Origin of the sequence: Chitinophaga sp., from assembly GCF_039596455.1 — a bacterium.
Taxonomy (GTDB): Bacteria; Bacteroidota; Bacteroidia; order Chitinophagales; family Chitinophagaceae; genus Chitinophaga.
This window is the reverse complement of record NZ_JBCNJR010000001.1, coordinates 34,526-61,322: the sequence shown is the minus strand read 5'-3', so window position 1 is coordinate 61,322 and position 26,797 is coordinate 34,526. Positions and strand designations below refer to the sequence as shown.

19 protein-coding genes are annotated in these 26,797 nt (G+C 51.4%); 13 read left to right on the top strand and 6 right to left on the bottom strand.

All coding sequences use genetic code 11. The features are described 5' to 3' along the window. Positions 1-121: 121 nt before the first annotated feature. Both ABDW36_RS00225 and ABDW36_RS00220 read left to right on the top strand, forming a co-directional pair. A complete protein-coding gene (locus ABDW36_RS00225; protein ID WP_343699868.1) occupies positions 122-1,138 on the top strand; it encodes a LacI family DNA-binding transcriptional regulator in 1,017 nt (338 codons plus the stop codon). Between the two features lie 66 nt (positions 1,139-1,204). Beyond that, positions 1,205-1,879, top strand: a complete 675-nt coding sequence (locus ABDW36_RS00220) for a hypothetical protein (RefSeq protein WP_343699867.1) — start codon at positions 1,205-1,207, stop codon at positions 1,877-1,879. A 73-nt stretch (positions 1,880-1,952) separates the two neighbouring features. Here the strand turns inward: ABDW36_RS00220 and ABDW36_RS00215 are convergent, their stop codons facing one another. After that, positions 1,953-2,807, bottom strand: coding sequence for a glycerophosphodiester phosphodiesterase family protein (locus tag ABDW36_RS00215; protein WP_343699866.1), 855 nt, complete (start codon positions 2,805-2,807; stop codon positions 1,953-1,955). Positions 2,808-2,915: 108 nt separating this feature from the next. Here ABDW36_RS00215 and ABDW36_RS00210 point away from each other — a divergent pair, with 108 nt between their 5' ends. The 6 genes from ABDW36_RS00210 to ABDW36_RS00185 all read left to right on the top strand — a co-directional run bounded on the left by ABDW36_RS00210 (position 2,916) and on the right by ABDW36_RS00185 (position 10,914). Beyond that, entirely contained in the window at positions 2,916-3,650 is a 735-nt protein-coding gene (locus ABDW36_RS00210) for a CHAD domain-containing protein (RefSeq protein ID WP_343699865.1), read from the top strand. Positions 3,651-3,715: 65 nt separating this feature from the next. After that, on the top strand, positions 3,716-4,288 hold the full coding sequence (locus ABDW36_RS00205) for a pentapeptide repeat-containing protein (RefSeq protein WP_343699864.1): 573 nt from the start codon (positions 3,716-3,718) through the stop codon (positions 4,286-4,288). Positions 4,289-4,442: 154 nt separating this feature from the next. Next, positions 4,443-5,189 (top strand): DeoR/GlpR family DNA-binding transcription regulator, encoded by a 747-nt coding sequence (locus tag ABDW36_RS00200; protein WP_343699863.1) that lies wholly within the window; start codon positions 4,443-4,445, stop codon positions 5,187-5,189. A gap of 35 nt (positions 5,190-5,224) precedes the next feature. Beyond that, the gene (locus tag ABDW36_RS00195) at positions 5,225-6,676 is read left to right on the top strand and encodes a sodium:solute symporter (protein ID WP_343699862.1); all 1,452 of its coding nucleotides are present in this window, start codon (positions 5,225-5,227) and stop codon (positions 6,674-6,676) included. A gap of 12 nt (positions 6,677-6,688) precedes the next feature. Continuing rightward, positions 6,689-7,513 carry an N-acetylmuramic acid 6-phosphate etherase gene (murQ, locus tag ABDW36_RS00190; RefSeq protein WP_343699861.1) on the top strand — a complete coding sequence of 275 codons (825 nt, stop codon included), beginning with the start codon at positions 6,689-6,691 and terminating at the stop codon, positions 7,511-7,513. 95 nt (positions 7,514-7,608) lie between these two features. Continuing rightward, positions 7,609-10,914, top strand: coding sequence for an AsmA-like C-terminal region-containing protein (locus ABDW36_RS00185; RefSeq protein WP_343699860.1), 3,306 nt, complete (start codon positions 7,609-7,611; stop codon positions 10,912-10,914). 39 nt (positions 10,915-10,953) lie between these two features. Here the strand turns inward: ABDW36_RS00185 and ABDW36_RS00180 are convergent, their stop codons facing one another. The 3 genes from ABDW36_RS00180 to ABDW36_RS00170 all read right to left on the bottom strand — a co-directional run bounded on the left by ABDW36_RS00180 (position 10,954) and on the right by ABDW36_RS00170 (position 16,706). After that, positions 10,954-11,991, bottom strand: coding sequence for a methylated-DNA--[protein]-cysteine S-methyltransferase (locus tag ABDW36_RS00180; protein WP_343699859.1), 1,038 nt, complete (start codon positions 11,989-11,991; stop codon positions 10,954-10,956). Between the two features lie 178 nt (positions 11,992-12,169). Further along, complete coding sequence (locus ABDW36_RS00175; RefSeq protein ID WP_343699858.1) at positions 12,170-13,774, bottom strand: RagB/SusD family nutrient uptake outer membrane protein; 1,605 nt, start codon at positions 13,772-13,774, stop codon at positions 12,170-12,172. Between the two features lie 19 nt (positions 13,775-13,793). Then, a complete protein-coding gene (locus ABDW36_RS00170; RefSeq protein WP_343699857.1) occupies positions 13,794-16,706 on the bottom strand; it encodes a TonB-dependent receptor in 2,913 nt (970 codons plus the stop codon). 492 nt (positions 16,707-17,198) lie between these two features. Here ABDW36_RS00170 and ABDW36_RS00165 point away from each other — a divergent pair, with 492 nt between their 5' ends. Next, positions 17,199-18,395 carry an ROK family transcriptional regulator gene (locus tag ABDW36_RS00165; protein ID WP_343699856.1) on the top strand — a complete coding sequence of 399 codons (1,197 nt, stop codon included), beginning with the start codon at positions 17,199-17,201 and terminating at the stop codon, positions 18,393-18,395. A 5-nt stretch (positions 18,396-18,400) separates the two neighbouring features. Here ABDW36_RS00165 and ABDW36_RS00160 read toward each other — a convergent pair whose 3' ends face one another. Then, entirely contained in the window at positions 18,401-20,014 is a 1,614-nt protein-coding gene (locus tag ABDW36_RS00160; protein ID WP_343699855.1) for an alpha-amylase family glycosyl hydrolase, read from the bottom strand. Positions 20,015-20,106: 92 nt separating this feature from the next. On the opposite strand from ABDW36_RS00160, the gene ABDW36_RS00155 reads away from it, so the two are divergent. Next, entirely contained in the window at positions 20,107-21,009 is a 903-nt protein-coding gene (locus tag ABDW36_RS00155; RefSeq protein WP_343699854.1) for an SDR family oxidoreductase, read from the top strand. Between the two features lie 18 nt (positions 21,010-21,027). Here the strand turns inward: ABDW36_RS00155 and ABDW36_RS00150 are convergent, their stop codons facing one another. Then, positions 21,028-21,246 carry a hypothetical protein gene (locus ABDW36_RS00150; protein WP_343699853.1) on the bottom strand — a complete coding sequence of 73 codons (219 nt, stop codon included), beginning with the start codon at positions 21,244-21,246 and terminating at the stop codon, positions 21,028-21,030. 219 nt (positions 21,247-21,465) lie between these two features. Here ABDW36_RS00150 and ABDW36_RS00145 point away from each other — a divergent pair, with 219 nt between their 5' ends. From ABDW36_RS00145 to ABDW36_RS00135, 3 genes are all read left to right on the top strand, one after another. Continuing rightward, positions 21,466-22,062 carry an RNA polymerase sigma-70 factor gene (locus ABDW36_RS00145; protein WP_343699852.1) on the top strand — a complete coding sequence of 199 codons (597 nt, stop codon included), beginning with the start codon at positions 21,466-21,468 and terminating at the stop codon, positions 22,060-22,062. Between the two features lie 60 nt (positions 22,063-22,122). Continuing rightward, positions 22,123-23,208, top strand: a complete 1,086-nt coding sequence (locus ABDW36_RS00140) for a FecR domain-containing protein (protein ID WP_343699851.1) — start codon at positions 22,123-22,125, stop codon at positions 23,206-23,208. A gap of 178 nt (positions 23,209-23,386) precedes the next feature. Then, the gene (locus ABDW36_RS00135) at positions 23,387-26,776 is read left to right on the top strand and encodes a TonB-dependent receptor (protein ID WP_343699850.1); all 3,390 of its coding nucleotides are present in this window, start codon (positions 23,387-23,389) and stop codon (positions 26,774-26,776) included. Positions 26,777-26,797: the final 21 nt, after the last annotated feature.

Here is a 26,797-nt window from a genome sequence, read left to right as displayed (position 1 = left end):
TAACTGAGATTGTATCCGAATGTACAATCACCTGCCCGGCTGTGCAAAAAAAACAGCGGCAACGTTATCGGTAAATCAGCGTATATTTATTTGAACAGACAGTTATTTCAAGGAGGGATGAATGCGCAAACATTACGCTACTATAAAGGATATTGCCAATGCCCTGAATGTTTCTTTTGCCACCGTGTCAAGGGCCCTGCGGGACGCGCATGATGTAAAGGCCGAAACACGGGAGCTGGTGCTGGCCAAAGCCGCGGAGCTGAATTACCGGCCTAACCTGAATGCCAAGGGACTGGCGCAGCACCGCAGCTACAACCTGGGCGTGGTACTGCCCGGTATCACCAACTATTACTTTTCCACGGTTATTACGGGTATACAGGAAGTGGCCTATAACAGCGGCTATAATCTTATCCTGTACGTCACCAACGATAGTGCAGAGCGCGAGCGTGACATGATCCGCAACCTGGCGCTGAGCAGCCTTGACGGCCTGCTGGTATGTGTTTCGTCTGATTCTGATGATGGCAGCGGCTTTCAGGCAATGATAGATGATGGCGTTCCAGTGGTGTTCTTTGACCGGGTGGCGGAACAGGTGAATACCTCAAAGGTGGTGCAGGATGATTATAATGGCGCCTTTGAGGCCACGGAGCACCTGGTGCAGAACGGCTACCGGAAAATTGCGCATATAGCCGGCCCCGAAGGGTTGACCTTTACGCGCAACCGGCTGAAGGGCTATAAAGATGCGCTGAAAAAACATGGCCTGCCCTTAAAGCAGGAATGGATCATTTACTCCGGCTTTTCCCAGGAGCATGGAGAGCAGGATGCGGCCATGCTCTGGCAGTGCCGCAGCCGGCCGGACGCTATTTTTGCGGTGAATGACCGGAAGGCGGTGGGCGCCATGCTGGCCTTGAAAAAACTGGGTGTACAGGTAGGGCGGCAGGTAGGCGTTGTAGGGTTCACGAATGACCCTGTGGCTTCTATTATCTCACCTTCCCTGACCACTATTGCAGAGCCCGCTTTTGAAATAGGGAAGATCAGCTGCCAGCTGCTCCTCAATCACATAAAAAAGAAACGCTTCGACCCAAAAGAAGTAGTTTTGCCCGGCAAGCTGATTGTCCGGGAATCCAGCCTCAAAGTTTGAGGCACGCTTTTTGTTTGTAGCCCGCCGATCAAATTTTTGTTAATCTTCAATTCTAACCAGGAAATCATGATGAAACTTCGACAAGCGCTCGTTTTGTTAACCGCAACGCTTACGCTGGCTTTTGTGCTGCCGGCCTGTAAAAAAGACAAGAAAGATGCAGCCCCAAAAGAAAAGCCCGGGCAAATAAAGGGCATGGGAGATATGGCCGGAACGCCGGAAGGAACACCTTTTGAGCTGCCCGCCAGTATAAGCCTGGCCGGAAAGATCACAGGTAGTAGCTGTGACACGGTGTATGAACGGGGTAGCGGCATGCATGTAGAGGTATGTATAGCCCTGTTTAATAGCAGCGGTACAGACGTGACGTTGGTTGTTCCGGCAGGGCTGGTTATACTGGCTGATGAGGAAAGATACCAGCATGGCCTGGTAGTGCAGGAAACGCGCATTTTGCTGAAAGCCGGTCAGATCACCCGCTGCAGCCTTGGCACCTATTGCATCAATGCCAGCAAGGCCAGTTCCAGTGCGAGTGCTACATACACCATTGGCCCCATTACCAATAGTGTGCTGATCAAAGAGTTGCTGGACCTGCTAAAGAACAAAAAGATCAACGTAGAAGATTATCCGGCAGATGATGAGGCCTACGGTGAAGCGTCGAGCGCAGTGCAAGGCGCCGTATGGGGCATTACGGATTTTGAGGGGCTGCAGTACTTCAGGGACGAATTATTGAAACTTCCGAATAAATGATACCTGGCCGCTGGTGCGCTGGTGCGGTCAATCAGAACACGGACCGGTGTGCCGGGATGTTGCCAGCGGGAGCCTACCGGTGCAGCCCTTTCTTGCGCAAAAAGGCAATCAACTCTTCCGGAAGATCTGTTTGTATAATGTTCACAGCGGGGTATTTGGACAGCAACTGTGCAAACCCGGAGCCTGGTATTTCCTTCTCTGCTTTGTCATATTTGCCGAGGGCATTGAGCCATACGCGGGCGCCGGTTTTACGGATGCTGCCGGCCACTTCTTCCGTGTAAAAAGACTCGTCTATATGAACGGCGGGGAATTTGGCCATTTGCAGGATGGCGGCCGTTTCTCCAGGGTTGTAGGCGCGCGGCATGATGGGCACTTGCGGGTCCCAGCTGTGTAATTGGGCTGCCTCTTTATAGTCGTACAGAAAAAACAGGGCCTGTTCCCTGGTGCCGGTGGCTTTCAGCAGGTCACAGGTTTTGCGGGCGGCCTCCGCATTGTCTGCCTTGAAATCAATATCGATGAGTATCTGGCCTTTCACCAGCTGCAGGGCGGCTTCCAGCGTAGGTATCTTTTCCGCTGTAGGCTGGCCGCTGTGCAGCAGGGGGAACTGTTGCAACTGTGCATACGTATAATCTTGCGTGCCGCCGGGCTGGCCGGTGGTACGGGTGATGGTTTTATCATGCATCAGCACCAATACCCCGTCTTTCGTTTCCCGCACATCCAGCTCCACAATGTCTACGCCCAGGCGGATGGCTTCCCGGATGGCGGCCAGGGAGTTTTCAGGATGGCTCAGGTGCGGCCCGCGGTGAGCAGCCACCATTACCCGCTCCGGGCGCTGCCTGAAATCCTGCAGGATACTGTCAACACGGGAAGATTGGGCATGCAGGGAAACTGCCAGTATGGTGAAAAAACAGGTGATAAGGAATTTCATGTCATCAGTTTTTGCGGTGCATAAATATCTGATTCTTTTCAGAATATTTCACGGGTAGTATGTGAACGCTGCGTTAAATGCCCTGCGTAATTATTGGTAACTTTATATATGCTGAAGAAGAAAAAGCAGCGCAAGTACCTGCAGAAAAGACGGCATGCCATTCGTTGTTACCTGGCGGATTTTGCCGCTTCCTCCAGCCCGGAGGCATTGCATCAATTGCGGGTGGAAATAAAAAAGCTGAGGGCTTTTGCCCGTTTTGTCGTACCTAAGGCCGGTGAAGCGGTGGAAGCCCTTCGTAAAATGTTCCGCAAGGCGGGCCAGATCAGGGAAGCAGACCTTAACCTGCTACTGATAAAAAAGTACCGCCTCGCCAATACTACCCTGGAAGCCGGGCAAAGCCGCCTGTTGCAGCAACGGTCACGCAGCTTCCGCGCATATACCGCCTACTACGGCGGGCAAACAGGGAAAGTGGTAGCCATACTGGTCCAAAAACTGAAGCCCCTCCGCAACCGCCGCGTCAGACGCTGGTTCAAAGACCAGTTGCGAAAAACCGCAACGTTGTTGGCAGCGCCTTTCCCCTGCCAGTTACACAACGCACGTAAAAAGATCAAGGCATTGCTGTACGTGCATGGCCTGGCGCCGGGACGGTTGCCGCTGAACACAGATTATCTGCATGCCTTGCAGGAACACATAGGCCGCTGGCACGATGTGGTTGTGGCCGCTGCGCTGGTGCCCGAGGGGAAAGCCCATACCCGGCTGCAACGGGCACAGCAGGCGGAGGAGCGGCGGATAGGGGAGGCGGCCAGGGATTTCATGCAGAAAGCGTCTACCGGTACCGCCTGAATTTCCATCATAAAAACGCATTGCCTGCCGCATTCTTTTTGTAAGTTGCTGAAAAAAGAACAGGCATGGAACGTACCAGTTTTGAAGACGAAAAGTTTGAAAAAATTGATTATTCAGCAACCACGCTGCCCAAGGGGGAATATGATAACTGCAGCTTTGAGAACTGCAACTTTGCCGGAGCAGACCTTTCCAATATCAGCTTTTCTGAATGTACTTTCACCGCCTGCAACCTGGGCCTCGCCAAACTCAACAAAACTTCCCTGAAAGACGTGCGCTTTAAGGACTGCAAGCTGCTGGGCCTGCATTTCGAACATTGTAACGATTTTCTTTTTGAGGTGCATTTTGAGAACTGTGTGCTCAACCTCGCTTCCTTCTTTGGCCGCAAGCTGAAAAACACCCGTTTTCATACATGCACGCTGCATGAAGCCGATTTTACCGAAGCAGACCTTACCGCCACCGTGTTCAGCCAATGTGACCTGGCCGGGGCCACCTTTGTCAACACCATTTTACAGAAGGCAGACTTCCGCACTGCATATAATTATCAGATAGACCCGGAACTGAACCCGCTCAAAAAAGCGAAGTTCTCGCTGGACGGACTGCCCGGGCTGCTTGGGAAATACGACATAGATATAGCGTAACACCAACATCGATGATCCCATAACTGCTGTAGTTCAATGCAGGCTTGCAGGTAAATTTGCGGGTTTATTCCTGATTTTATGCTTTGAAATGCATTTTTTTGCCGGTTTGTAAAAATTAATGCTTATATTGTGCAATACCAAAATCAGCTTAGCCATGCTAAAAAAGGAACGGCAATCCTTCATACTCCGCCAGGTGAACCTGCATAACAAGATATTGTCGGTAGACCTGAGCCAGCAAATGGACGTATCGGAAGATACCATCCGCCGTGATCTCAACGAAATGGCGGAGCAGGGCAAACTGATCAAGGTGCATGGCGGGGCCCTGTCCAAATCTTTCCACCTCTCTATTGCCTCAGATCATGTATATGCCCTGAGCAGCAAGAAACACATTGCCATGAAGGCCTGCCGCCTCATTAAAGACGGGATGTACGTGCTCACCACGGGCGGCACTACCATCATAGAGCTTGCAAAGGCCTTGCCGCCGGAGCTTTCCGCCACCTTCATCACCGTCAGCCTGCCGGCCGCGTATGAGTACATTCACCATCCTAATATAGAAGTGATCTTCCTGGGGGATAAGATCTCCAAGAACGCGCAGATAGCCGTGGGCGGCAGCGTAGTATCCCGCATCAAAGGGGTGCGGGCAGATCTCTGTTTCCTGGGCCTGAACGCTATTGACCTGCAGCATGGGGTTACAGACAATGACTGGGATGTGGTGGAAGTAAAAAAAGCGATAGTGGAATCTTCAGACCGGGTGGTGCCGCTGGCCATCAGCGAAAAACTGAACACGGCGCAGCGCTTCAAGGTGTGCGATATTGGCGGCATCAACACCCTCATCACAGAGCTGCCGCCGGAAGATGCGGCCCTGCAGCCCTACCGTGACGCCGGAATTGAAGTATTGTAAACTGGAAAACGAATACTCACAAACAAAATAAAAGCATGTCTCCTGTTATCTTGTTCTCATTGGTTATAGCTTACTTCCTGTTGTTGCTGGGCGTTGCCTGGCTAACTTCCAGGAACGCGAACAACGAATCGTTCTTTATCGGCAACCGTGGCTCCAACTGGATGTTGGTTGCTTTTGGCATGATAGGCACCTCACTCAGCGGCGTTACCTTCGTGAGCGTGCCTGGTACCGTAGGCTCAGATGCCTTTACGTATTTCCAGATCGTGATCGGCAACCTCATCGGGTATGGGGTAGTAGCTTTCGTGCTGCTGCCGGTCTATTACCGCATGCAGCTCACTTCCATTTACAACTACCTGCAAAGCAGGCTGGGCTTCCGCTCCTATAAAACAGGCGCTTCATTCTTCATACTTTCCCGTGTACTGGGCGCCACCGCACGGTTGTACCTGGTGGTGAACATCCTGCACCTCACCATTCTCAAAGATTTTGGCCTTCCCTTCTGGGTAGGGGCCTTTGTGATACTGCTGATGATCTTGCTCTACACATTTGAAGGCGGGGTGAAAACAATTGTGTGGACAGACACGCTGCAAACCGCCTGTATGCTCATAGGCTTGCTGGTGTGTGTGTGGTACATTCTCAATGACCTGGGGCTGAGCCTGCCGCAAGGCGTACAGGCGCTGTCTGACAAGGGATACTCCAATATTTTTGTAATGGACCCAGACAGCAGGTTTTTCTTCGTAAAACAGATTGTGGCCGGTGCGTTCATCTCTATTACCATGACGGGCATGGACCAGGAAATGATGCAGAAGAACATCAGTGTACGCACCCTGAAAGATTCCCAGAAGAACATGATGACCTTTGCCGTGATCTTCATGCTGGTGGTGCTGCTGTTCCTCTTCCTGGGCGGCCTGCTGTACCTCTTCGCTGAAAGCAAGGGCATTGCGGCTACCGGTGATGCGCTGTTCCCGACTGTTGCGCTGGAATACATGCCGGGCGCAGTATCTATCATTTTCATCATTGCGCTCATTTCTGCCCTTTTTCCCAGCGCAGACGGGGCCATTACCGCGCTTACCGCGTCTTTCTGTATAGATATACTGGGCATTCAGCGTAATTCCGCGCTCAGCGATGCCAAACGGAAACGCATCCGGCAAATTGTGCATCTGGCCTTTGCCGGCGTGTTCCTGCTGTTTGTGATGGTGTTTAAATGGATGGACAATCCCAGCATGATAGGCCTCATTCTCAAAATTGCAGGCTATACCTACGGGCCGCTGCTGGGCCTTTTTGCCTTCGGCATCCTTACCAAAAGAGCGGTGAATGACAGGCTGGTGCCCTGGGTGGTGGTAATATCCCCCGTTATCTGTTTCATTATTGATCACTACCAGCAGCAATTATTCGGCGGTTTCCAGATTGGGCTGGAGCTGCTCTTTATTAACGGCCTGATCACTTTCCTGGGCTTGTGGCTCGTTAAGGGGAAAACAGCACAGGCATAAACAACATCGTATATGGGTGAACAGGAATTTATAAAAGTGACAGAGCAGCCCTCACACCACCGCCACCTGGAAAAAATGAGCGTGCATGATGTGCTGGTACATATTAATGAAGAAGATGCCGGCGTGCCTGCCGCTGTGCAGAAATCCATACCGGCCATAGAAGCCTTTGTGCTGGCTGCGGCGGATAAAATGTTGGCAGGTGGCCGCCTTTTTTACATCGGCGCCGGCACCAGCGGCCGCCTCGGCATACTGGATGCCTCTGAATGCCCGCCCACATATGGCGTGCCGCATGGCCTTGTAGTAGGGCTCATTGCGGGTGGTGACAATGCCATCCGCAGAGCGGTAGAAAATGCGGAAGATGACAGGGCGCAAGGTTGGGACGATCTGCGGCAATGGAATATTACAGATAAAGATGTGGTGCTGGGCATTGCGGCCAGCGGCACTACGCCCTACGTAATAGGAGCGCTGCAAACCTGCCGGCAGCATGGCATTCTTACCGGCAGCCTTTCGTGCAATCCCGGCAGCCCTGTGAGCCGGGTAGCGGAATTTCCCATTGAAGTTGTAGTAGGGCCGGAATTTGTGACCGGTAGCACCCGCATGAAAAGCGGTACCGCACAAAAACTGGTGCTGAACATGATCTCTACCGCGCTCATGATTCAGCTCGGGCGTGTGGAAGACAATAAAATGGTGAACATGCAGCTCACCAATGAAAAGTTGGTAGACCGCGGCGTGAAAATGCTGATGGAAAAAACCGGCATGGCAGACTATGAAGCCGCTAAAGTGCTGCTGGTGCAGCATGGTTCTGTAAAAAAGGCCATGAGTGCATTGGGAATGTAGTATGGTATAAGTTTTTACGTTTACCCGCTGGTGTTACATATTTGGCATTTTGTTAACATGTTTATTTCGCGTCATGCTATATATTTGAGCCTGTAATGCCAACACCGGCCGCCGTGCATCTACCGGTGGCTGCCGGCCCGTTTAAACGGGTGTTAAACGAGAAACGTACCATGCGCCAGCCTGCTAAAACAAAGAAGTGGATATTCAGGGGCCTGCTGATTGCGGGCATTGTTTTTATTGTAGTAGTAGCTACCGCCGTAATAATACTTTTCACCCAGCAGCAGCGCCTCACCAACATGGCCGTGGCAGAGCTGAATAAACAGTTCAGGGGAGAGCTGGCTATCGAAAAAAGCAATATCGCCCTTCTTCAGAATTTCCCGAATGTTTCCATAGCCTTGCACGGGGTGCGTTTTTTCCCTGACAAGACCAAAACCGGCCGCCCGCTTTACAAGGTAGACCACCTGTATGTGGGCTTCAGCCTGCCAGATGTGCTCAGGCAGAAATTCAACGTACGCCGCCTCTTCCTGAAAGGTGGTTACCTGGAGCTGGTGCGGGAAAAGAACGGCCAGCTGAACCTGGCCGAGGCTAAAAACATGCAGGCGGATACTACTGCCGCTCCTGCAGGCAGCGGCACCAGCAGCTTTGAAATAGACCTCCGCAAAATGGTGGTGAGAGATATCAGCTTGTCTTTTTCCGACAAAACCAACGGGCAAAAAATCAGTACACACATTGCTAAACTGACCTCCTCTTTCAAAACAGACAGCAGCCTGCTGGCAGTAGCGCTTGACAGTGATATGGAACTGGACTTTACAAGTCCTGCCGATACAGTACTTTTCCGCCACAAACACGTAGAGCTTGATCTGGAGGCCAGCTATCATAAAAAAGAACGTTTCCTGCGCCTCACCGCCGGAGGCTTCAAATTGCAGGATGCCGCGTTCAATGTAGAAGGCACGGCCGGTTTTGCCGGGCAAAGCCATGTAGATTTCAAGGTGAGCGGAGACAAGCCGGACGTAGACCTGCTGGCGGCCTTCATTCCCGGAGATGTGGCCACAGCGCTTAAACCTTTCCGGTACGACGGGCGCATTTATTTTAACGGCATGGTGAAAGGCGCCATCGGGAAAGACCAGCTGCCGCTCATTGAAGTGTCTTTTGGCTGTGAAGATGCCTGGTTCCTGAACACCGGGGCAGATAAAAAAGTAGACCAGCTGGGTTTCCGGGGTTTTTATACCAATGGCAGTGAACATTCCCTGCGCACCTCTGAACTGCATATGACCAATGTGAAGGCACGGCCGGGCAAGGGCATTTTTGAAGGGAATTTTGTAGTGCGCGATTTTACGGACCCGCATGTGCTGATGCAACTCCGGTCTGAACTGGAGCTGCAGTTCATTGGTGAGTTCCTGGGCATTCCCGATCTGCGGCACATCACTGGCACTGTAAAGCTCAATATGGATTTTAAGGAACTGGCAGATCTGGACATGCCGGAGCAATTTGTCAGCAAACTGAAAGAAGGCATACAAAGCGAATTGACGGTAGAAAACCTGTCTTTCCGCATTCCCGGCTACCCGCACCCCGTGCAGGATATGAACTTGCACGCGGAAATGAGGAACGGCCGGATTGTGCTGGATACGTTGCGCCTGCGCGCGGGCAACTCAGACCTGCGTATGAACGGCTCTCTCAGTGATCTGACCGCCCTGTTGCATGCGCACAACAAACCGGTTTCGCTCCATCTCAACATCAGCAGCAATAAACTGGTGCTGAAGGAACTGTTTGCTTACGATACTGCGTTGGCCGCAAAAACGGAAGAAGAGATAAAGAACTTTCACATCGGCATGTCACTGGCTACTACGGTGCAGCAGCTGCGGAACCCTGCGCCTTTGCCCAAGGGGGAGTTTGAGCTGGAACAATTGCGGGCTTCGTTTAAAAAATATCCGCATGCTTTCCACGATCTTGGCGCCAAACTGCTTATTACCGATACTTCGCTGCTGCTTCGCAATTTTGCCGGCATGATAGACGGGTCTGACCTCCGCTTCAGCGGCCGGGTGCTGAATTATCAGCTTTGGTTCCAGCCTTTCAAAAAAGGGAAAACCCAGCTGGCCTTTGATTTTAAATCAACCCGCTTTGCCATGGAAGACCTGCTGGGCCCTGTAAGCCGTAGATACGTACCGCCTGGTTACCAGCAGGAAGAAGCGGCCAATGTGTGGCTGCGCGCAAGGGCAGACCTCCGGTACGATACCACGTTTAAATTTGCTAAAGTACATATTGCGAACATTTCCGGCTCGCTGAAAAAGCATGGGGTGCAACTGGAGAATATCAGCGGCAACCTGTTGTACGGCGCCAATAAGATATTGAAGATAGACACGCTGAAAGGTACCATCGGCCGCAGTGACTTCAACATCAGCCTGCGCCTTTTCAACGGTAAAGACAAGCAGATGAAGAAACGGACCAACTATTTCTATTTCCGTTCCCGCTTCCTGGACGTAGACCAGTTGGGTGGTTACAGCTTTGTCCCGGAGCCCTCACCCACTGCGCCGGCTACGGTAAAAGTGGCGAAAGCGGCGCCTGACTCTGCTGCCCATGCAAAGTCTTTCAACATCTTCACCATCCCTTTTACTGACTTTGAAGTAAAAACAGACATTGGCCGTTTCAAATACAACCGCCTCTGGTTGCAGGGCCTTACCGCGCACCTGCGCATGCAGGAAGACCATTATATTTACGTAGATACCCTCGGCTTAAAGGTAGCTGGAGGCGCCATAGGTATCAAAGGCTACCTGAACGGCAACAATCCTGAAAAGATCTACTTCCGCAGCCGCATCAATGTAGATGACGTTGACCTGGAGAAAATGATGATCAGGCTGGACCATTTCGGGCAAGACCTGGTGATCAACAAAAACATTAAAGGCCGCCTGAGCGGCCACATCCGCAGTCATGTACAGGTACACCCCAACCTGGTGCCGCTTATGAATGATACCAAAGCGGAACTGGACGTGGAAATACGTAACGGCAGCCTGGTTGATTTTGCTCCCATGCAGGCTATGGCCGGTTATTTCAAAGACAAGAACCTCAGGCTGGTACGCTTTGACACCCTGCGTAACGTACTTACTTTTACCAATGGCGTGCTCAACATTCCCGCTATGAATATCAATTCATCCCTGGGTTTTATGGAAATATCCGGTAAACAGTCGCTAGACCTGAATATGGAATATTACATGCGCGTGCCAATGAAAATGGTGACGCAGGTAGGCTTTCAGGCCTTGTTTGGCAGAAAGCAGAGCGAAGTGGATATAGACCAGGTAGATGAGATAGAGTACCGTGACAAGGATAAGAAGACGCGGTTCATGAGCATCAAAGTAACCGGTACGCCTGATAATTACAAGGTAGGGTTGGGTAAGGCGAAATCCTGATACATGTGGGCTTGACGTTAACGCTGTTCAAACACACATTCACCCGTTGGCCCTTTCAAAATCAAGCAGCCACTTTTTGCGGAAAATGCCGCCTCCATAGCCGGTAAGGTTCCCGTCTTCCCCGATCACCCGGTGGCAGGGAATAATGATAGAAATGCGGTTCATGCCATTAGCGGCCGCCACGGCGCGTATAGCTTCCGGCCTGTTTAGTGCTGCTGCCTGGCCTTTATAGGAGCGGGTAGTACCGTAGGGAATGGTTTGCAACAGGTCCCATACAGATTGCTGGAACGGTGTTCCCGGAGTGAATAGCGGTACGGTGAAGTGTTTCCTGGTACCGGCAAAATATTCGTCCAGTTCCTGCTGCAGCTGCGTGAAGTGATGGTTATGGCCGGGAATGATGTGGGCGTTCAGCATTTTTGACAGCGCTTTCAGCTCCGTGCCCAGTATTTTCCGGTCAGTAAATTCCAGCAGGCAGACGCCCTGCTCCACGGCGCCGGCAAACATGGTACCGAGCGGTGTTTCCAGCCGCGTCATGTTGATGACCTGTTGCTGCCGGCTGTTAGATGGAGACACCCCGAAAACAGATTTGAAAGAATCTCCAAACCCGCTCAATGACTCGTAGCCTGCGTCAAAAGCCGCCGAGGTAACAGGCTCTCCCTCCTGTATTTTTTTAAAAGCTGTGTTGATGCGGAACATGCGCTGGTAAGCGTGGAAAGTGATGCCATGGTTTTTCAGGAACCAGCGCCTGATCTTGCTGGGTTCTATGCCCTTCTGCAGCAGGTCTCCATCGTTGAATTTCCGGGACGGGTCTGCCTGCAGCGCCTGCAGCACATCCCTGATGAAGGCCGGCGTTTCGCCGTTCCTTTCAAGCGGGCAACACACCTTGCAGGGCCGGTAGCCTTTTTTCAGCGCCTCCGCCGTGGTGTTGAAAAACTCCACGTTTTCCAGCTTCGGCTTCCTGGCCGTGCAGGTAGGGCGGCAGAAAATGCCCGTTGTTTTTACCGCGGTGATGAAGCTGCCTTCAAAGGAAGGGTCTTTTTCTACAATGGCCTGGTACATTCTTTCCCTGGTGAGCATCTGATGTTTTTTTCAAAGGTAGGCCCGTTGGTGGAGGCGGACAACCGGAAATTGAACAGGTATTTTTTCTGTCAAATATATCAACAAACAAAAAAGGCCTCCAGATATGGAAGCCTTTTTTGTTGGAGATTGTCCCCGGTTTTCGCAAACACGGGAAACAACCTCCCAGTGCCTTGTTTTAGTATCCTTCATTCTGCCGCAGGCCCGGCTCTACTTTCAGGCTGTTCTCATGGAACGGCCAGAGGTAGTTATTGGGGCGGAAAGCGCGGTCTTCTATCTTGAGCGTTACTTTCTCGCCGTTCACCATGCGGGTGTGGCCAAGGGCAGGCTCATTCAGCACCTTTTCGGCAATGCGCCAGCGGATGATGTCGTCATACCGGCGGCCTTCACCTGCCAGTTCAATGCGGCGCTCGTTACGGATCAGCTCTATCCATTGCTGCTGAGTGTAGGCTGCATATTTGGGCAGGGTAACGTCTGCATGCGCCATATCCAGGCCAGCGCGGCGGCGTACGTCATTGATGCATTGTTTGGCGAGGGCATCTACCTGGTTCTGCATGATCTTGGCTTCAGCATAGGTCAGCAGTACTTCCGCATAACGGAGGTAGGGGAAGTGCATGTTGCCGCCGGAACGGAACGCATCTGCCGGATCTACGAACTTGCGGAACCAGTAGCCTGAGCGGCTGGCGCGCGGCCGTTCAAAATACATCGGGTTATTGGGATCATAGATATTGATCGGTTCGGTGGCGAACATGTCACCAGGCATGTAGATGCTGGCGGTCAGTCGCGGGTCGCGGTTCAGTTTCGGGTTCAGCTCGTACTCTTCCTTGGTGTGCTGGGGGCTGTTGTCAATTGCGTCTCCCTGCAGCGTCCAGTACGTGTCAATCAGTGACTTCAGGGGCACTACGAAAGACTGTCCATTGCCGGTGCGGTATTGCGGCGCCAGGTGCTGGAAGGAGTTGGTAGCGGAGTTGCCGTGGCTGGCCATGTCCATGGTAAAGATGAACTCCTTGTTGGTTTTGTCTGCCTTGTAGCTGAACAGGTCTGCGTAGCTGGCATGCAGTGAATATTTCTTGCTGTCCATGATCTCTTTCGCCAGCCTTGCAGCATCCTCATAGCGCCCGAAATACAGGTAATAACGCATGATGATGCCTTTAAGAGAATAGCGGTTGAACATGTAGGCGTCAGACGTATACTCGTCCGGCGGCAGGTTGTTGGCCACATTTTCAGCCATCGGGAAAAGGTCTGCAAGGATCTCTTCCTGCGATTTCGGAGTTTGTGTGGCAGAGCCCAGGTCTGCCGGCTCCAGGTAGTACGGCACGCTGCCCCAACGGGAAACCAGCCAGAAGTAGTGCCAGCAGCGGATGGCTTCCAGCACGCCTTTGTACTTGGCACGCACGGCCTCATCTTCCACGTACGGAATATCCGCATTGGCAATGAACACGTTCAGGCGGCCGAGGTGCTTCATGTGCAGCTCGTAGTAGTACAGGAACGCGGTGGTGTTGGAGTTAAAGTTGCCGTTGGCGATGAGCTGATGGTGATGGCCTTCGCTACGGCTGTATGCATTGTCCGTTTTACCGTCTTCCATGTACGGCAGTTTTGCCGTAAGGCCCGGGCCTGAGAAAACGTCCAGCATGCTGGAATATACCACACGGCGAAGGTCTTCTTCCGTATTGAAGAATTCGGAGAACCGGGTGGCGGTAGGGTCTGTTTTATCCAGGAATTTTTCGCATCCGGCCAGCGCAGTGGTGGCACAAATCAGGGATGCATAAACTAGTTTCTTCATATGCAGCGAATAAGTTCAATTAGAAAAATGTGGCTTTCAATCCAAGGCTGAATACAGCCATACGGGGGTATCTGCCGTTACCGCCGTTTCTCTCGGGCTCCAGACCTTCCCATTTGGTAAAGGTGATGGCATCCTGGGCGTTCACGTACACACGCACATTGCGGATGGCGGTGCCGATTTTCGGGAACGTATAACCCAGCTGTATCATCTTGAACCGGAAGAAGGAAGCATTGCTCAGCCATACATCACTGAGGTAGGTGTTGGTGCTGGCGCCGTTCCATACACGGGGGAAGCGGCTGTTCTGGTTTTCTGGTGTCCATCGGTTGTCTGCATAGTATTGACGGGGTGCACCCAGTGCGTTGGTGGCGCCGTCTACCAGTACAGGGTAACCTTCCATACCGCCCAGGCGGCCGGTACGTTTGCCCACGCCCTGGCCTATTACTGCAAAGTCCCAACGCTTGTAACCCAGGTTCAGGTTAACTGCGTAGTTCATATGCGGGAAAGGATCGCCAAGATTTACGCGGTCAAGATTATTGATCACGCCGTCACCGTTCTGGTCTATATACTTGATGTCTCCAGGCAATGTATTGGGCAGCTTGGCCACGGTTTTGTCTACGTCTTCCTGGTCGCGGAAGTAGCCATTAGATTGGTAGCCGTAGTAATTGTCTATGGCTACGCCGGGGTACCAGATTTTGTCGGTATTATCTTTGAAGATCAGGGTGTCGGTTGCCTTATAGCCTGCCTTCAGTACTTCATTCTTGTTGTCGAAGAGCATACCGCCGATGCTATAGGTGAAGTCCCCGATCTTGTCACTCCAGTTTGCGCTGATCTCGAAGCCCTTGTTGTTTACCTCACCGATGTTAACAGCAGATTCCAGGTAATAGGAGCCTGTGAGCGGCGGTACGGGGAACTTGTCGTAGATCAGGTCGAAGGAATGCTTCTTGTAAACTTCCGCACCCAGGCTCAGGCGGTTATTGAGTGTGGTCAGTTCCATACCTACGTTCCACTGTTTCTGTTTTTCCCAGGAGAAGTTCGGGTTAGGCATGCGCATCGTCCAGCCCCAGGTGTTCACGATCTCTTCCCAGAGGTAGGGGTCTACGTTTTCGTTACCAATAAGACCGTAAGACGCACGGAACTTCAGGTTGTTGATGGCGCCGCTTTTTACGAGCGGTTGCAGGAAGCTTTCGTTGCTGGCATTCCAGGCAAGCGCCGCAGAAGGGAAGAAGCCCCAGCGGTTGTTAGGCGCAAACTTGCTGCTGCCGTCCCCGCGGGCGGTTACCTCAAGGATGTAGCGGTTGTCGAAGGAGTAGTTGAGCTTGCCGAAGAAAGAGGCCTTGCTGATTTCTGTGAAGTTGGAGTAAGTCCAGTTCATCGCTTCCGCACCAGTGGTGAAGTAGATCTTGTCTTTACTTCCGCGCAGGTTACCTGTGTAGTTTACCAGCAGGCGTGAAGTAAGCTGGCTTCTGGACACGTTTTGAGTAGCATCTACCGCATTGCCCCAGGTGGTAACCGGTTTGCCGTTACCGTCATAGAACTTGAAGGTCCTGCGCTCCCATTTCTCGGCAGATTTGGTGATCAGGTAAGACACGTTACCCTCAATGTTGAGGTTTTTGGTGATGTGATATTTAGGACGGAGGTTGATGGTGCTCCAGTCATGCAGGTAATTTTTGGTACCGCCGCGGTTGATGGAAGCCACGGGGTTGAGGTTGTTGTGCAGCTGATAGTGCTCGTCTATGTTCAGGCCTGTGTTGGGATAATACACCTGTTGTGATGCATTCATTCTCCAGGCCAGGGAATACAGGCCATCACCGTCATCGTTCGCATACAGGCGGTCTACCTGCAGGCGGTGTGCGTAGAAGTCTGCCAACAGCACAAATTTATCGGCAATATTGATGTTGGTGTTGAAACGCGCGGAGAATTTCTGTGAGCCTTCAATGTTGTTGAGGCCGTTCTCGTTGAGGTAGCCCAGCATGAGATTGAAAGTACCTACACCGCCGCCGCCGGATACGCTCAACGTAGTATTGCTGGAGGTGGCGTTCTTTTGGATCACCTCATCCAGCCAGTTTACGCTGGGTATTTGACCAGACGCCATTTTGGCAATGGAATCTTCTGTAAAGGTGGGCGTTTGGCCCTGCATGATCCTGGCTTCGTTGTTCAGGCGCATGTAGTCTGCACCGTTCACGAATTTGGGCAGGTCAATGGGTTTGGAAATACCGTACCAGCTATTCAGGTCAACCTTGAATTTGCCGGTAACACCCCTTTCTGTTTCCACAATGATTACGCCATTGGCTCCACGGGAGCCGTACATAGCGGCCGAAGCAGCGTCTTTCAGCACGGTAATGCTTTTAACCTGGTTGGGGTCCACATCCGTGAGAGACATTTCCATACCGTCTATGATCACCAGCGGGTCTGCGTTTTGCAGGGTGCTGATGCCGCGGATGGAAATGGTGCCGGGCACGCTGCCGGGCAGGTTAGTGGCCTGTTGCATGGTTACGCCGGGAATGGTGCCCGAAAAGGCCTCCTGCAGCTTGGCAATGGGGCGCGTTTTGGCTTGCTTCATGTCCATCTGGGCAACGGAGGAGGCCACGTGGCGGCGTTCCACTGTTGAGAAGCCCATTACTACCACCCCGCTGAGGTCCCGCGTGCCCTGCAAGAGCCTCACATTGATGATGGATTGGCCTTTCACGCTTACTTCCCGGTCCTGAAAACCAATGGAGGTAACAATGAGAATGGCATTGTCATTCGGCACTTTGATCTCATAGGTGCCATCAGGCCCTGAGGCCACACCTATGTTAGTGCCCTTCACCAGTACGGTGGCGCCGGGTATTGGGGCGCCAGTGCTGTCGGCCACCCTGCCGGAAATTGTTTTTTGCTGGGCTGATGCCTGCAACAGGCATAGCATTAGCGACGATAACAGGATAAAGTACTTCATATTTAGGTCGATTGAAGGTTCTAGTCTTTTGGCCTTACATATAAATAAAAAGGCATAACAGGCCCGGCCTGCATCTTCGGCATGCCGCGCAGGATTGTTCACAAAAAAATATCGCTGTTGGAGTGAGAGAGTTCCCGATTTCTTTTATATAAAGCCTGGCTGATAATGTTGGTACTTATTCAAAACGCATATGATACATAATTGAAACAATAATATATATTGTTTTGATTATTAAATTAATTAAAGCGAATAATTGCGTAATTCTATTTAACTTTCCACCGCGAATTCTCCCATTATTTCTTGTATGCGTTTCAAATATGCGGACTATTTTCCCTAAACCGTAAAGTTTTTCCACTTTTTGCACAATCGGAAAAACTTTTATGATTTTTTATAAAAAGTCAAGGTGCGAATAGTAAAATTTATGAAGAAGTGAACATAAATCTGCTAAATCGGGAGCTATTTTCTTTTCATAAAAATGCGAGCAAAAAGCAGTTGCAGCTGAAGTACCGTCTTTTGCAGCATCTCTATACGTGTGGCCCTGCTTCCGTGGCCATGCTTTGTGAAACGCTGGACATTAGTACGCCAACCGCTGTGAAGCTGCTGGCGGAAATGACGCGTTTGCGCATTGTTGAGAAAAAAGGAGTAGGAGAATCTATCGGCGGCCGCCGGCCCGATCTTTTTCGTTTACGCAAGCACGTAGTGTTCATGCTTTGCATAGACATTGAGCTGTTTAAAACGAACATGGTGATCGTGGACAATAACAATAATTTCATGACGCCGATGAAAACGGTCCACGTGGCGCTATCACGCAACCGCGGCGCCTTTTTTGACGCGCTGCTGGGCCATGTTGAGCAACTCATTGCTTCCGCCAATATTAACCGCGATCATCTGATCGGTTGCAGCATTGGCATGCCGGGACTTATTGATCCCTCGTTAGGTGAGAATTACAGCTATCTGCTGGATGAAAGCGGCGGTATGAGCTTGCAGGCAGCCTTTGAAGAAAAACTGGGCATGCCGGTAGTGATCCAGAATGATGTGAAAGGCTCTGCACTCGCAGAGCTGCGCTTTGGTCACGCAGTGGGCAAAAAGAATGTGCTCGTGATATTGATGGACTGGGGTATAGGCCTGGGTATTATTATGGACGGTAAAGTACAGCAGGGCAATTCGGGCTTTTCCGGGGAAATGGGGCATATCCCGTTTGCGGAGAATGGGGAGTTATGTTATTGTGGCAAGCACGGTTGTCTGGAAACAGTAGCCTCCGGCATGACGCTTTCCAAAATGGCCCGCCAGGGTATTTTGTCCGGGCAAAACTCTATCATTAACGAGCTTTCCAACAAAGAAGTATACCGTATCGAAACGGAGATGATCATCAAAGCGGCCAACAAAGGAGATCAGTACTCCATCCAGTTGCTGTCCAACATTGGTACCAACCTGGGTAAAGGCATTTCCATCCTCATACAGCTGTTCAACCCAGAGCTGGTCATCCTGAGCGGCAAAATTGCCGAAGCCCGGCAGTACATCACCCTTCCCATGCAGCAGGCTATCAATACATATTGTATGACGCAGATCCGGGAAAAAACACAGATCGTGTCTTCTGACCTCGGAGATCATTCCCGGTTGCTGGGGTATGCTGCGGAAGGCATCAACCAGTTCTTCTCCGCCATGATTGCGCAGGCCAAGGGTGGATAGCATTTTTATGAAGGCGTGTGCAGCCTGATCAACAACCCTTCGTCCCCGTCTATGCTAAAACTGTTGCTAACAGTGGTACCTTCTACTTCCGGAGAAGTGGCTATTTCTACAGTACCGTTATAGGAAAAATTATCTGGCCGGAAGTAGCCGGGCCTGTGGGTAAGGTTAAGCACTATTAAAAATGAAGGATGGCGTTCGCTGCGCCTGATAAAGGCCAGCAATTGGCTATCAGCATACACGGGCTCATAATTGCCGGAGGCAAGCGCGGGCTCCCGTCGCCTCAGCTGTATCAGGCGCCGGTAAAGAGTGAGCATGGAGTGAGGGTCATGCTGCTGGGCCTGCACGTTCATGCGGGCAAATGTTTTGTCAAGCCGCAGCCAGGGCCTGCCTTCCGTGAACCCTGCATTTTTGCCCTCGTCCCACTGCATGGGCGTGCGCGCAGGGTCTCTGCCCAGGTTCTTGTCTGGCATGTTCAAGCCCTGAGGGTCTTGCATTTCAGCTGAAGGAATAGCCACATCACGCATGCCTATTTCATCTCCATAATAAATGGTAGGCGTGCCCCGCAAGGTAAGCAGCAGCATGGCCGCCACCCTGGCCTGCTGAGAACCCACGCGACTGGCAATACGTGGCCTGTCGTGATTGCTCAGCACCCAGTTGGGCCAGCTTTGTACAGGCAGGGCGCCTTCATACTGGTTAATGGTGGTAGCAATCTGTGTGGCATCCCAGGGTAATGAGAGCAGCAGGAAGTTGAACGGGAGATGTGCGCCTTTGTTATCCACACCATAATAGATCATCAGCTCCTTGATGGGCAGGTACACTTCTGCTATCAGCACGCGGTGCCCTTCATACTCCTCCAGCACGCTGCGCATCTTACGCGTTACCTCCTGCACCTCCGGCCGGTCAGTAGAATAGATGGGCAACAACTGGTCGTACGTGGGCATCTGCGGTGAGTAGTCCGGATTGGGCGGGTTGTTACGCAGTTGTTCGTCTTTAAAAATGAACCAGAGCACGTCCACCCTGAAGCCATCTATGCCTTTGTTCAGCCAGAAGCGCATTACATTGAACATGGCTTCCTGCACATCTGGGTTTCGCCAGTTGAGATCTGGCTGCTCTTTGAGAAAGGCGTGGTAATAATATTGCTGCGTTTGCTCGTCCCACTCCCACGCGCTGCCGCCAAATACGCTCAGCCAGTTGTTTGGCAGGGAGCCGTCAGGCCGCGCATCTTGCCAGATGTACCAGTTGCGTTTGGGATTATTTCTGCTGGAGCGGGATTCCAGGAACCAGGAGTGCTGGTTCGATGTATGGTTGGGCACAAGGTCAAGCAACAGTTTCATACCGCGTTCGTGTACGGCATCCAGCAGCTCCTCCAGGTCTGCCAGGTTGCCGAAGATAGGATGGATGTCTGTATAATTGCTGACATCATACCCGAAATCAGCCATGGGAGAGGGGAACACCGGAGACAGCCAGATGGCGTCAATGCCCAGCCATTGCAGGTAATCCAGGCGGTGCTGAATGCCCTTCAGATCGCCAATGCCGTCTCCGTTACTATCCTGGAAAGAGCGTGGGTACACCTGGTAAATAATGCCTGTTTGCCACCATGGTTGTTGGGTGTTTGCCATGTTGTTGTTTTGTGGGATACTGCACAACATTTCTGCCAGAATCGTTTTCCGTTGGCATAATAATAGCCGGTTTTCATTAAAATCATGATATTATGGAAACTACGAATTATAATGGCGCTGCCGCCGTGCAGAACCCGGTTGAAAAATATCCGAAGCCGCCATACCCCAGGCAGGAGCAGCAAATGCCAGGTGTTGAAAAAGAAATGGACCCGTGCCCGGACCATGGGGAAACCAGTTATAAGGGAAGCGGAAAGCTGGCCGGTCGTAAAGCTGTTATTACAGGTGGTGATTCGGGTATAGGCAAGGCGGTAGCTATTGCATTTGCACGGGAAGGCGCCGATGTGCTCATATCTTACTTAAACGAGCATGAAGATGCAGAAGACACTGTGAAACATGTGGAAGAAGCCGGTAGAAAGGCTGTGCTGATGCCGGGAGACATTGGTAGTGAAGAGCAATGTAAACAAATTGTGGAACGTGCCGTGCAGGAGTTTGGACAGATAGACATACTGGTGAACAACGCAGCCTACCAGATGGCGCATGAATCGCTGCAGGAAATAACCAGTGAGGAGTGGGATTTTACTTTCAAAACGAACATCTACGCCATGTTCTACTTGTGTAAAGCCGCAGAGCCATATCTGAAACCCGGCAGCACCATCATCAATACTACTTCTGTAAACGCGTACACTCCTAAACCCACGCTCATTCCATACACGGCCACCAAAGCGGCTGTTCAAAACTTTACATCCACACTGGCACAGCTATGGGCAGAAAAAGGCATCCGGGTTAACTGCGTAGCGCCCGGTCCTGTCTGGACGCCCCTCATTCCCGGCAGTTTTTCAGGCGAGCAGGTAGAGAATTTCGGTTCCAATACCCCGTTAAAACGGGCGGGGCAGCCAGCGGAAATGGCGCCAATTTATGTGCTGCTGGCCTGTGAAGATTCCAGCTATATGTCTGGCGCCACAGTGCAGGCAACCGGCGGTACGCCTACCATATAAAAAGCCGCGGGCGTAGCCCTACTGCCCGCCTCTTACATTATCGTTATCAATATCTTCATCCCGTTTCTTTGTACGGGAGTACTTGCCGTTTGCCGGGTTATTGCGTGTGCTGACGTTTTCGTCACTACGGTTTTTCGGATTGTCAGGCAATTTGCGGTAACCGCCCTCTACAGGATTTTTATGGCCGGTGCGGTTTTCTTTATCATTGCCTTTGATGCCTTGGCGATTGCGTGTCATGATCTTCGGTTTTTAGATCACGCACAAAATATGTTCCAGCGGAAACAGCGGTGGCAGCGGTAAAGACCGCGGCAAATAATACCGGCTGCCGCTTTGTAAAAAAATATGTACTTTGGCATAGGATAACAACTACCATTTAACTAACAAAACCATTGCATTTCCGGCCCCGGAAAAGTAACGGTTTCACGTTTGTCAATCAAAATCTTAACAATCGATTGCATGCTGAACAATCCACGTCATATAAATGAGGAGCCGATTGTAGACCTTCAGCAGATAGCGGATGGCGATGAACAGGCCTTCCGCCGGTTGTTTCAGCACTACAGCCCCCGCCTCAACCAGTTTGCGTATTCCATCGTTAAAATAAGGGAGGCAGCCACTGAAATAGTAGATGACGTTTTTATCAAACTATGGAAACAAAGGGAAAAAGCGTCTTCCATTTCCAACATCCGCGTTTACCTGTATGTGGCGGTAAAGAACAGTTCTCTTAATTATCTTTCTTCCAAAGCCCACCGGCTGATCACGGAACCCTTCAGTCACATTGACGTAGCGCTGAGCCGTGACCAGGCGCCGGACCAGAAAATGATCAGCGCGGAACTGCAGGAAAAGATCACTTCCGCAGTGGAGTCTCTGCCGCCCAGGTGTAAAATGATTTTCAAGCTGGTGCGCGAAGACGGCCTCCGTTACAAGGATGTGGCCGAAATACTCAACCTCACCGTCAATACGGTAGACGCCCAGATGGTGATTGCCGTTAAACGTATTTCCGAAAGAGTGCAGGCACATTTTACCGCCTTCCCCAAAAAGACGGTCAAAAAATAATTTGTTTTTGTTTTAAGGTCATCTTCCCGTTTTCCTGTCTTTATCATTAACCAGGGTTCAATGCATAAAGAAAGGATCATACAATTAATTACCAGGAAACTGTCTGGAGAAGCGTCTCCGGAAGAAATAGAGGAACTGGATGCCCTTTTAAAGGAGTATCCGGAAAATGCCTATTTCCTTTCACTTTTGGCGGAGTACTGGGAGGCGCCCGTTCCAGCCATGGCTGATGAAGATGCAGACCCCGAGATGCGTTTCCGGCATATATTGGACGCTGCGGCGAAGGAAACGCAAGGCGAGGCTGCTTTAGAAGCCGTAGCCGGGCCTGGGCATGGCCCGGTTTATATACGCCTCCTTGCCGCCGCCGCAGTGTTTGCGGGGTTGGTTTGTTGCGCCTGGCTGTATATAAGCCGGTCCGGGAGCCATCCTGTTGTGCCGGAGCTGATAGAAACCGTTGCCAAACCCGGCGCCAAGTCAAGAATATTACTTCCAGACGGAAGCGTTGTATGGCTCAATTCAGGCAGCCGCATCAGCTACCCCGCCAGTTTTACGGACTCCCTGCGGGAAGTGGAGCTGGAGGGGGAAGCCTACTTTAACGTGGCTAAAAGTGCCGAACGGCCTTTTATTGTCCATACCCGGGATATTAATATAAGGGTGTTGGGTACCGTTTTCAATGTGAAATGTTACCCGGAAGATAATAAAACCGAGGCCACCCTCATCAGCGGGTTGGTGCAGGTATCGAAAGCCGGCAATAGCCAGCAGGGTATTTTGCTTCACCCGCATGAAAAGGTGGTGGTTAACAGGGTGTCAGATGATGTTCAGGCCAGTATAGGCGCATCTGTTCCCTCCAGTGTGCCGAACGATATGATCATAAAGCATCTTAAAGAAAACGCTGCGGATACCGCAATGGTGGAAACGGCCTGGGTCTATAACAAGCTCGTTTTTGACGGGGAAGATTTCCGGGAGATTGCTGCGGAAATGGAAAGGTGGTACAACATAAAAATATTATTTCACGATGAAACGGTGGCCAGGTACAGATTCCACGCAAAATTCGAAAGCGAAGGCATCACCGAAGTATTGTCCGCCCTACGGATATCACAACCTTTCACCTTTAAAATCAATAATAATGAAGTGAACATCTACAAGTAACAGCAAAAAAATCGGGAAATGCTGACACATTCCCCGACAAGTCTAATGTTCCGGAAACCCTGGATCGGCAAAATCAGCGGGTTTCTTTCTTTTAAACCGTAAATCCAAAGTTATGAAAAAAAACGTACCTCCTGGCAGGGGAGTTATGACGCCACGTCTGCTTAAATTCCTACTATGTATGAAGCTTTCCATGTTAATTATTTTTCTTACTGCTTCCCAGGTTAACGCAGCGAAAGTATTCGGCCAAACTATAACAGCCAGCTTTGAACAGGTTGAACTGCGCACCATTCTGAATGTAATCGAGAAAAAGGCCAAAGTAAGGTTTCTATATAATTATGATCTCAATCTGTTAACCAAAAAGATGGACTTCTCCGTGAAGGATGCAAAGGTTTCGGATGCACTCAATAAACTGCTGGAAAATTCAGGTCTGCGGTACCAGAATATGGGAAATAACCTGATCGTTATTTCATCAGGAAACAGTGGCGAAGCGGCAAAGAATGCCCAGGTTACCGTCACCGGCGTGGTAACGGACGCGCAGGGCCAGCCGTTGCCCGGTGTCAGCATCAATATTAAAGGAACATCTATTGGCACTGCAACAAATGAGAACGGGCGTTTTTCACTGAATGTTTCTTCCGCCAATGACATCCTGGTGTTCTCCTTTATCGGGTTTGCGCCGCAGGAGCAGGCACTGGCCGGCAGAACAACACTCAATGTGACCATGGTGGCCGTTGCCAGCAACCTCAATGATGTGGTGGTGATAGGGTATGGTACACAAAGGAAACAAAATGTAACTGCGTCCATCTCCTCCGTTCCCATGCACGAGATAGGTGATATGCCGGTATCTAACGTAGCTACAGCCCTGCAGGGTAAAATAGCTGGCGTTGTGCTGCAACAGAATTCCGGAAGCCCCGGCCGGGCGCCGGCCATCAAGGTGAGGGGCTTTGGTTCCATCACTGCGGGAACCGGTCCTTTGATCGTACTGGATGGTAACATCGTATCACCGACTGTTTTCGGCTTGCTGAACGCAGAAGAGATTGACAAGATTGACGTATTGAAAGACGCTTCTTCAGCGGCCATATACGGCTCCCGTGGGGCCAACGGCGTGATACTCGTAACTACAAAAAGAGGCCGCTCCGGCAAAACGCAAATGAACCTGAACGTGTTCACCGGGTTTCAGCAGGTAACCAAAAAGCTGGACCTGCTGAGCTCACAGCAATTTGCAGAGTTTTCCAAAGACGCGGCTAACAATGCGTACCTGGACAATGTGGCCGGTGCGCAGATATCTGACCCCAACAGCGCAAGGCCTTCCAACTTTCTGCGCTACCGTTACCCCCGCGGGGACCTTTATGACTGGTTAAACTTTGACGACCCGGCGAGAGTGGCCGCGCTTCCGGATCACAACTACCAGGACCTCATTTTCCGCACGGCCCCCATCAGCAACTACCAGTTTTCCGCCACGGGCGGCTCCGACAATGTGCAGTACGCTGTAAGCGCCGGCTACCTGACGCAAGACGGCATCATCAAAAAATCGGCCATGGACCGCTATACCCTCCGGGCCAATGTGGATATCAAGGCTGCACCCAGGCTGACCGTTGGGGTGAACATCAACCCGTCTTATAAAATTACAGACGAAGTAAGGTCAGACGGGCACTGGGCAGACAACGGCATCATCAACGCCGCGCTCAATACCATGCCCATGGCTCCTATTTACAAGGCAGACGGCAGCTATTCCTCCATGGCGGAGCTGGCCGCGCCCTACAATCTGCCCGGTATCACCAACCCGGTTGCCAACATCACGGAATATAACAGCAAGTTTCACGAAATCAACCTGCTGTCTAACGCATATGCGGAATACCGCTTCCTTCCCAACCTGAAATACAGGGTTTCCGGTAACGCCCACTTGTACCAGAACCGGCGAAACGCTTATACCACCTCCAAAATGCCGCTTAACCAGCAATTGCCGCCTACGGCCGCCACCGGCAGCGCGTATTCAGAGCAGGGGGTGAGCTGGCTGGTTAACCAGGTATTGACCTATAACGTATCCTTTAAAGAGGCCCATAACCTGGAAGTGCTGGTGGGTACAGAATCCAACAAACTGCAGTTCCAGTCTTCCAACGCGGCGGGCAATACCTTTGCCAATGATATTGTGCAAACGCTGAATGCTGCAGGGCAACCAGCCTCTGTAACGTCCCAGCAGACAGAAAATGCCACAGTTTCCTACTTTGCCAGGATAGGATATAACTACAAAACCAAATACCTGTTCAACGTATCTGTTCGCCGGGACGGGTCTTCCATCTTCGGGCCAGACAACCGGTTCGGCAACTTCCCCGCCGCGTCTGCAGCCTGGAGGGTAACGGAAGAGCCTTTTATGCAAAACCTGCCGGTGCTGTCCGAATTGAAGCTGCGTGTTAGTTATGGCCTTTCCGGGAACAATGCGTTCAGTGGCTCTTATCCCTTTGCCAGCAATGTGGGCACCTTTAACTACGCCTTTTATAACAATGTAGTGACGGGCCTCGGCATCAGCTCGCTCGGCGCCCCTGACCTGAAATGGGAACGCAACCAGCAACTGGACCTTGGTGTGGATATCGGGTTGCTGAAAAACAGGATATCCCTTACGGTTGATTATTATGACCGTATCACGAAAGACCTGCTGCTGTCTGTTAACGTACCCACGCTTACCGGCTTTGGTTCTGCCTTCAAGAACATCGGCAGCATGAGCAACAAAGGTTTCGAGTTTGGCGTGAGCAGCTACAATCTCACCGGGGCTTTCACCTGGAACACAAACGCCAACCTGTCATTTAACCGGAACAAAGTGCTGGCGCTGGGACCCACCGGTGACCCTATCAGGAGCGGCAGTGGTGTTGGAGAGACCAATATCACCATGATTGGGCACCCCATTGGCAGCTTTTTCGGCTACCGGCAACTGGGCATATTCACAGATGCTGCAGACGTGCATGCCAACCCGCACGACAATACTACCCGCCCGGGAGATGTGAAATATGAAGATGTAAATAAGGATGGTAAAATTGACGCTAACGACAGAACTATCATTGGCAACAATCAGCCGGATTTCATTTATGGAATGACCAACAGCTTCTCCTACAAGAACATTGACCTCAGCATTTCCATTCAGGGCACACAGGGAGGCCAGATACTTAACCTGAGCCGCCGCTTCTTTGATAACCTGGAAGGTGGAGGCAACAACCTGGCAATAGCGGCTGAACGCTGGCGCTCCCCTGAAAACCCCGGCAACGGCAAAGTGCCGCGGGCCAATGCGCGCACCACCGGTAATAATAATGCCGTTTCTTCCCGCTGGGTAGAAGACGGCTCCTACCTGCGCATCCAGAACATCAGCCTGGGTTATAAGCTGCCGGCGTCAGTCATTAACCGTCTTAAACTGCAGCAGGTGCGGATATACGCCTCCGCGCAAAACCTGTACACCTGGGCCAATTACCTGAATTACAACCCTGAGGTAAGCAACTACGAGGGGGCGCTTACAGGCGGTGTTGATTATGGGAGCTATCCGCTGGCAAGAACAGTGACTTTTGGTATCAACGTTGGTTTCTAATGTTCAGGTTAAACTTCAAAA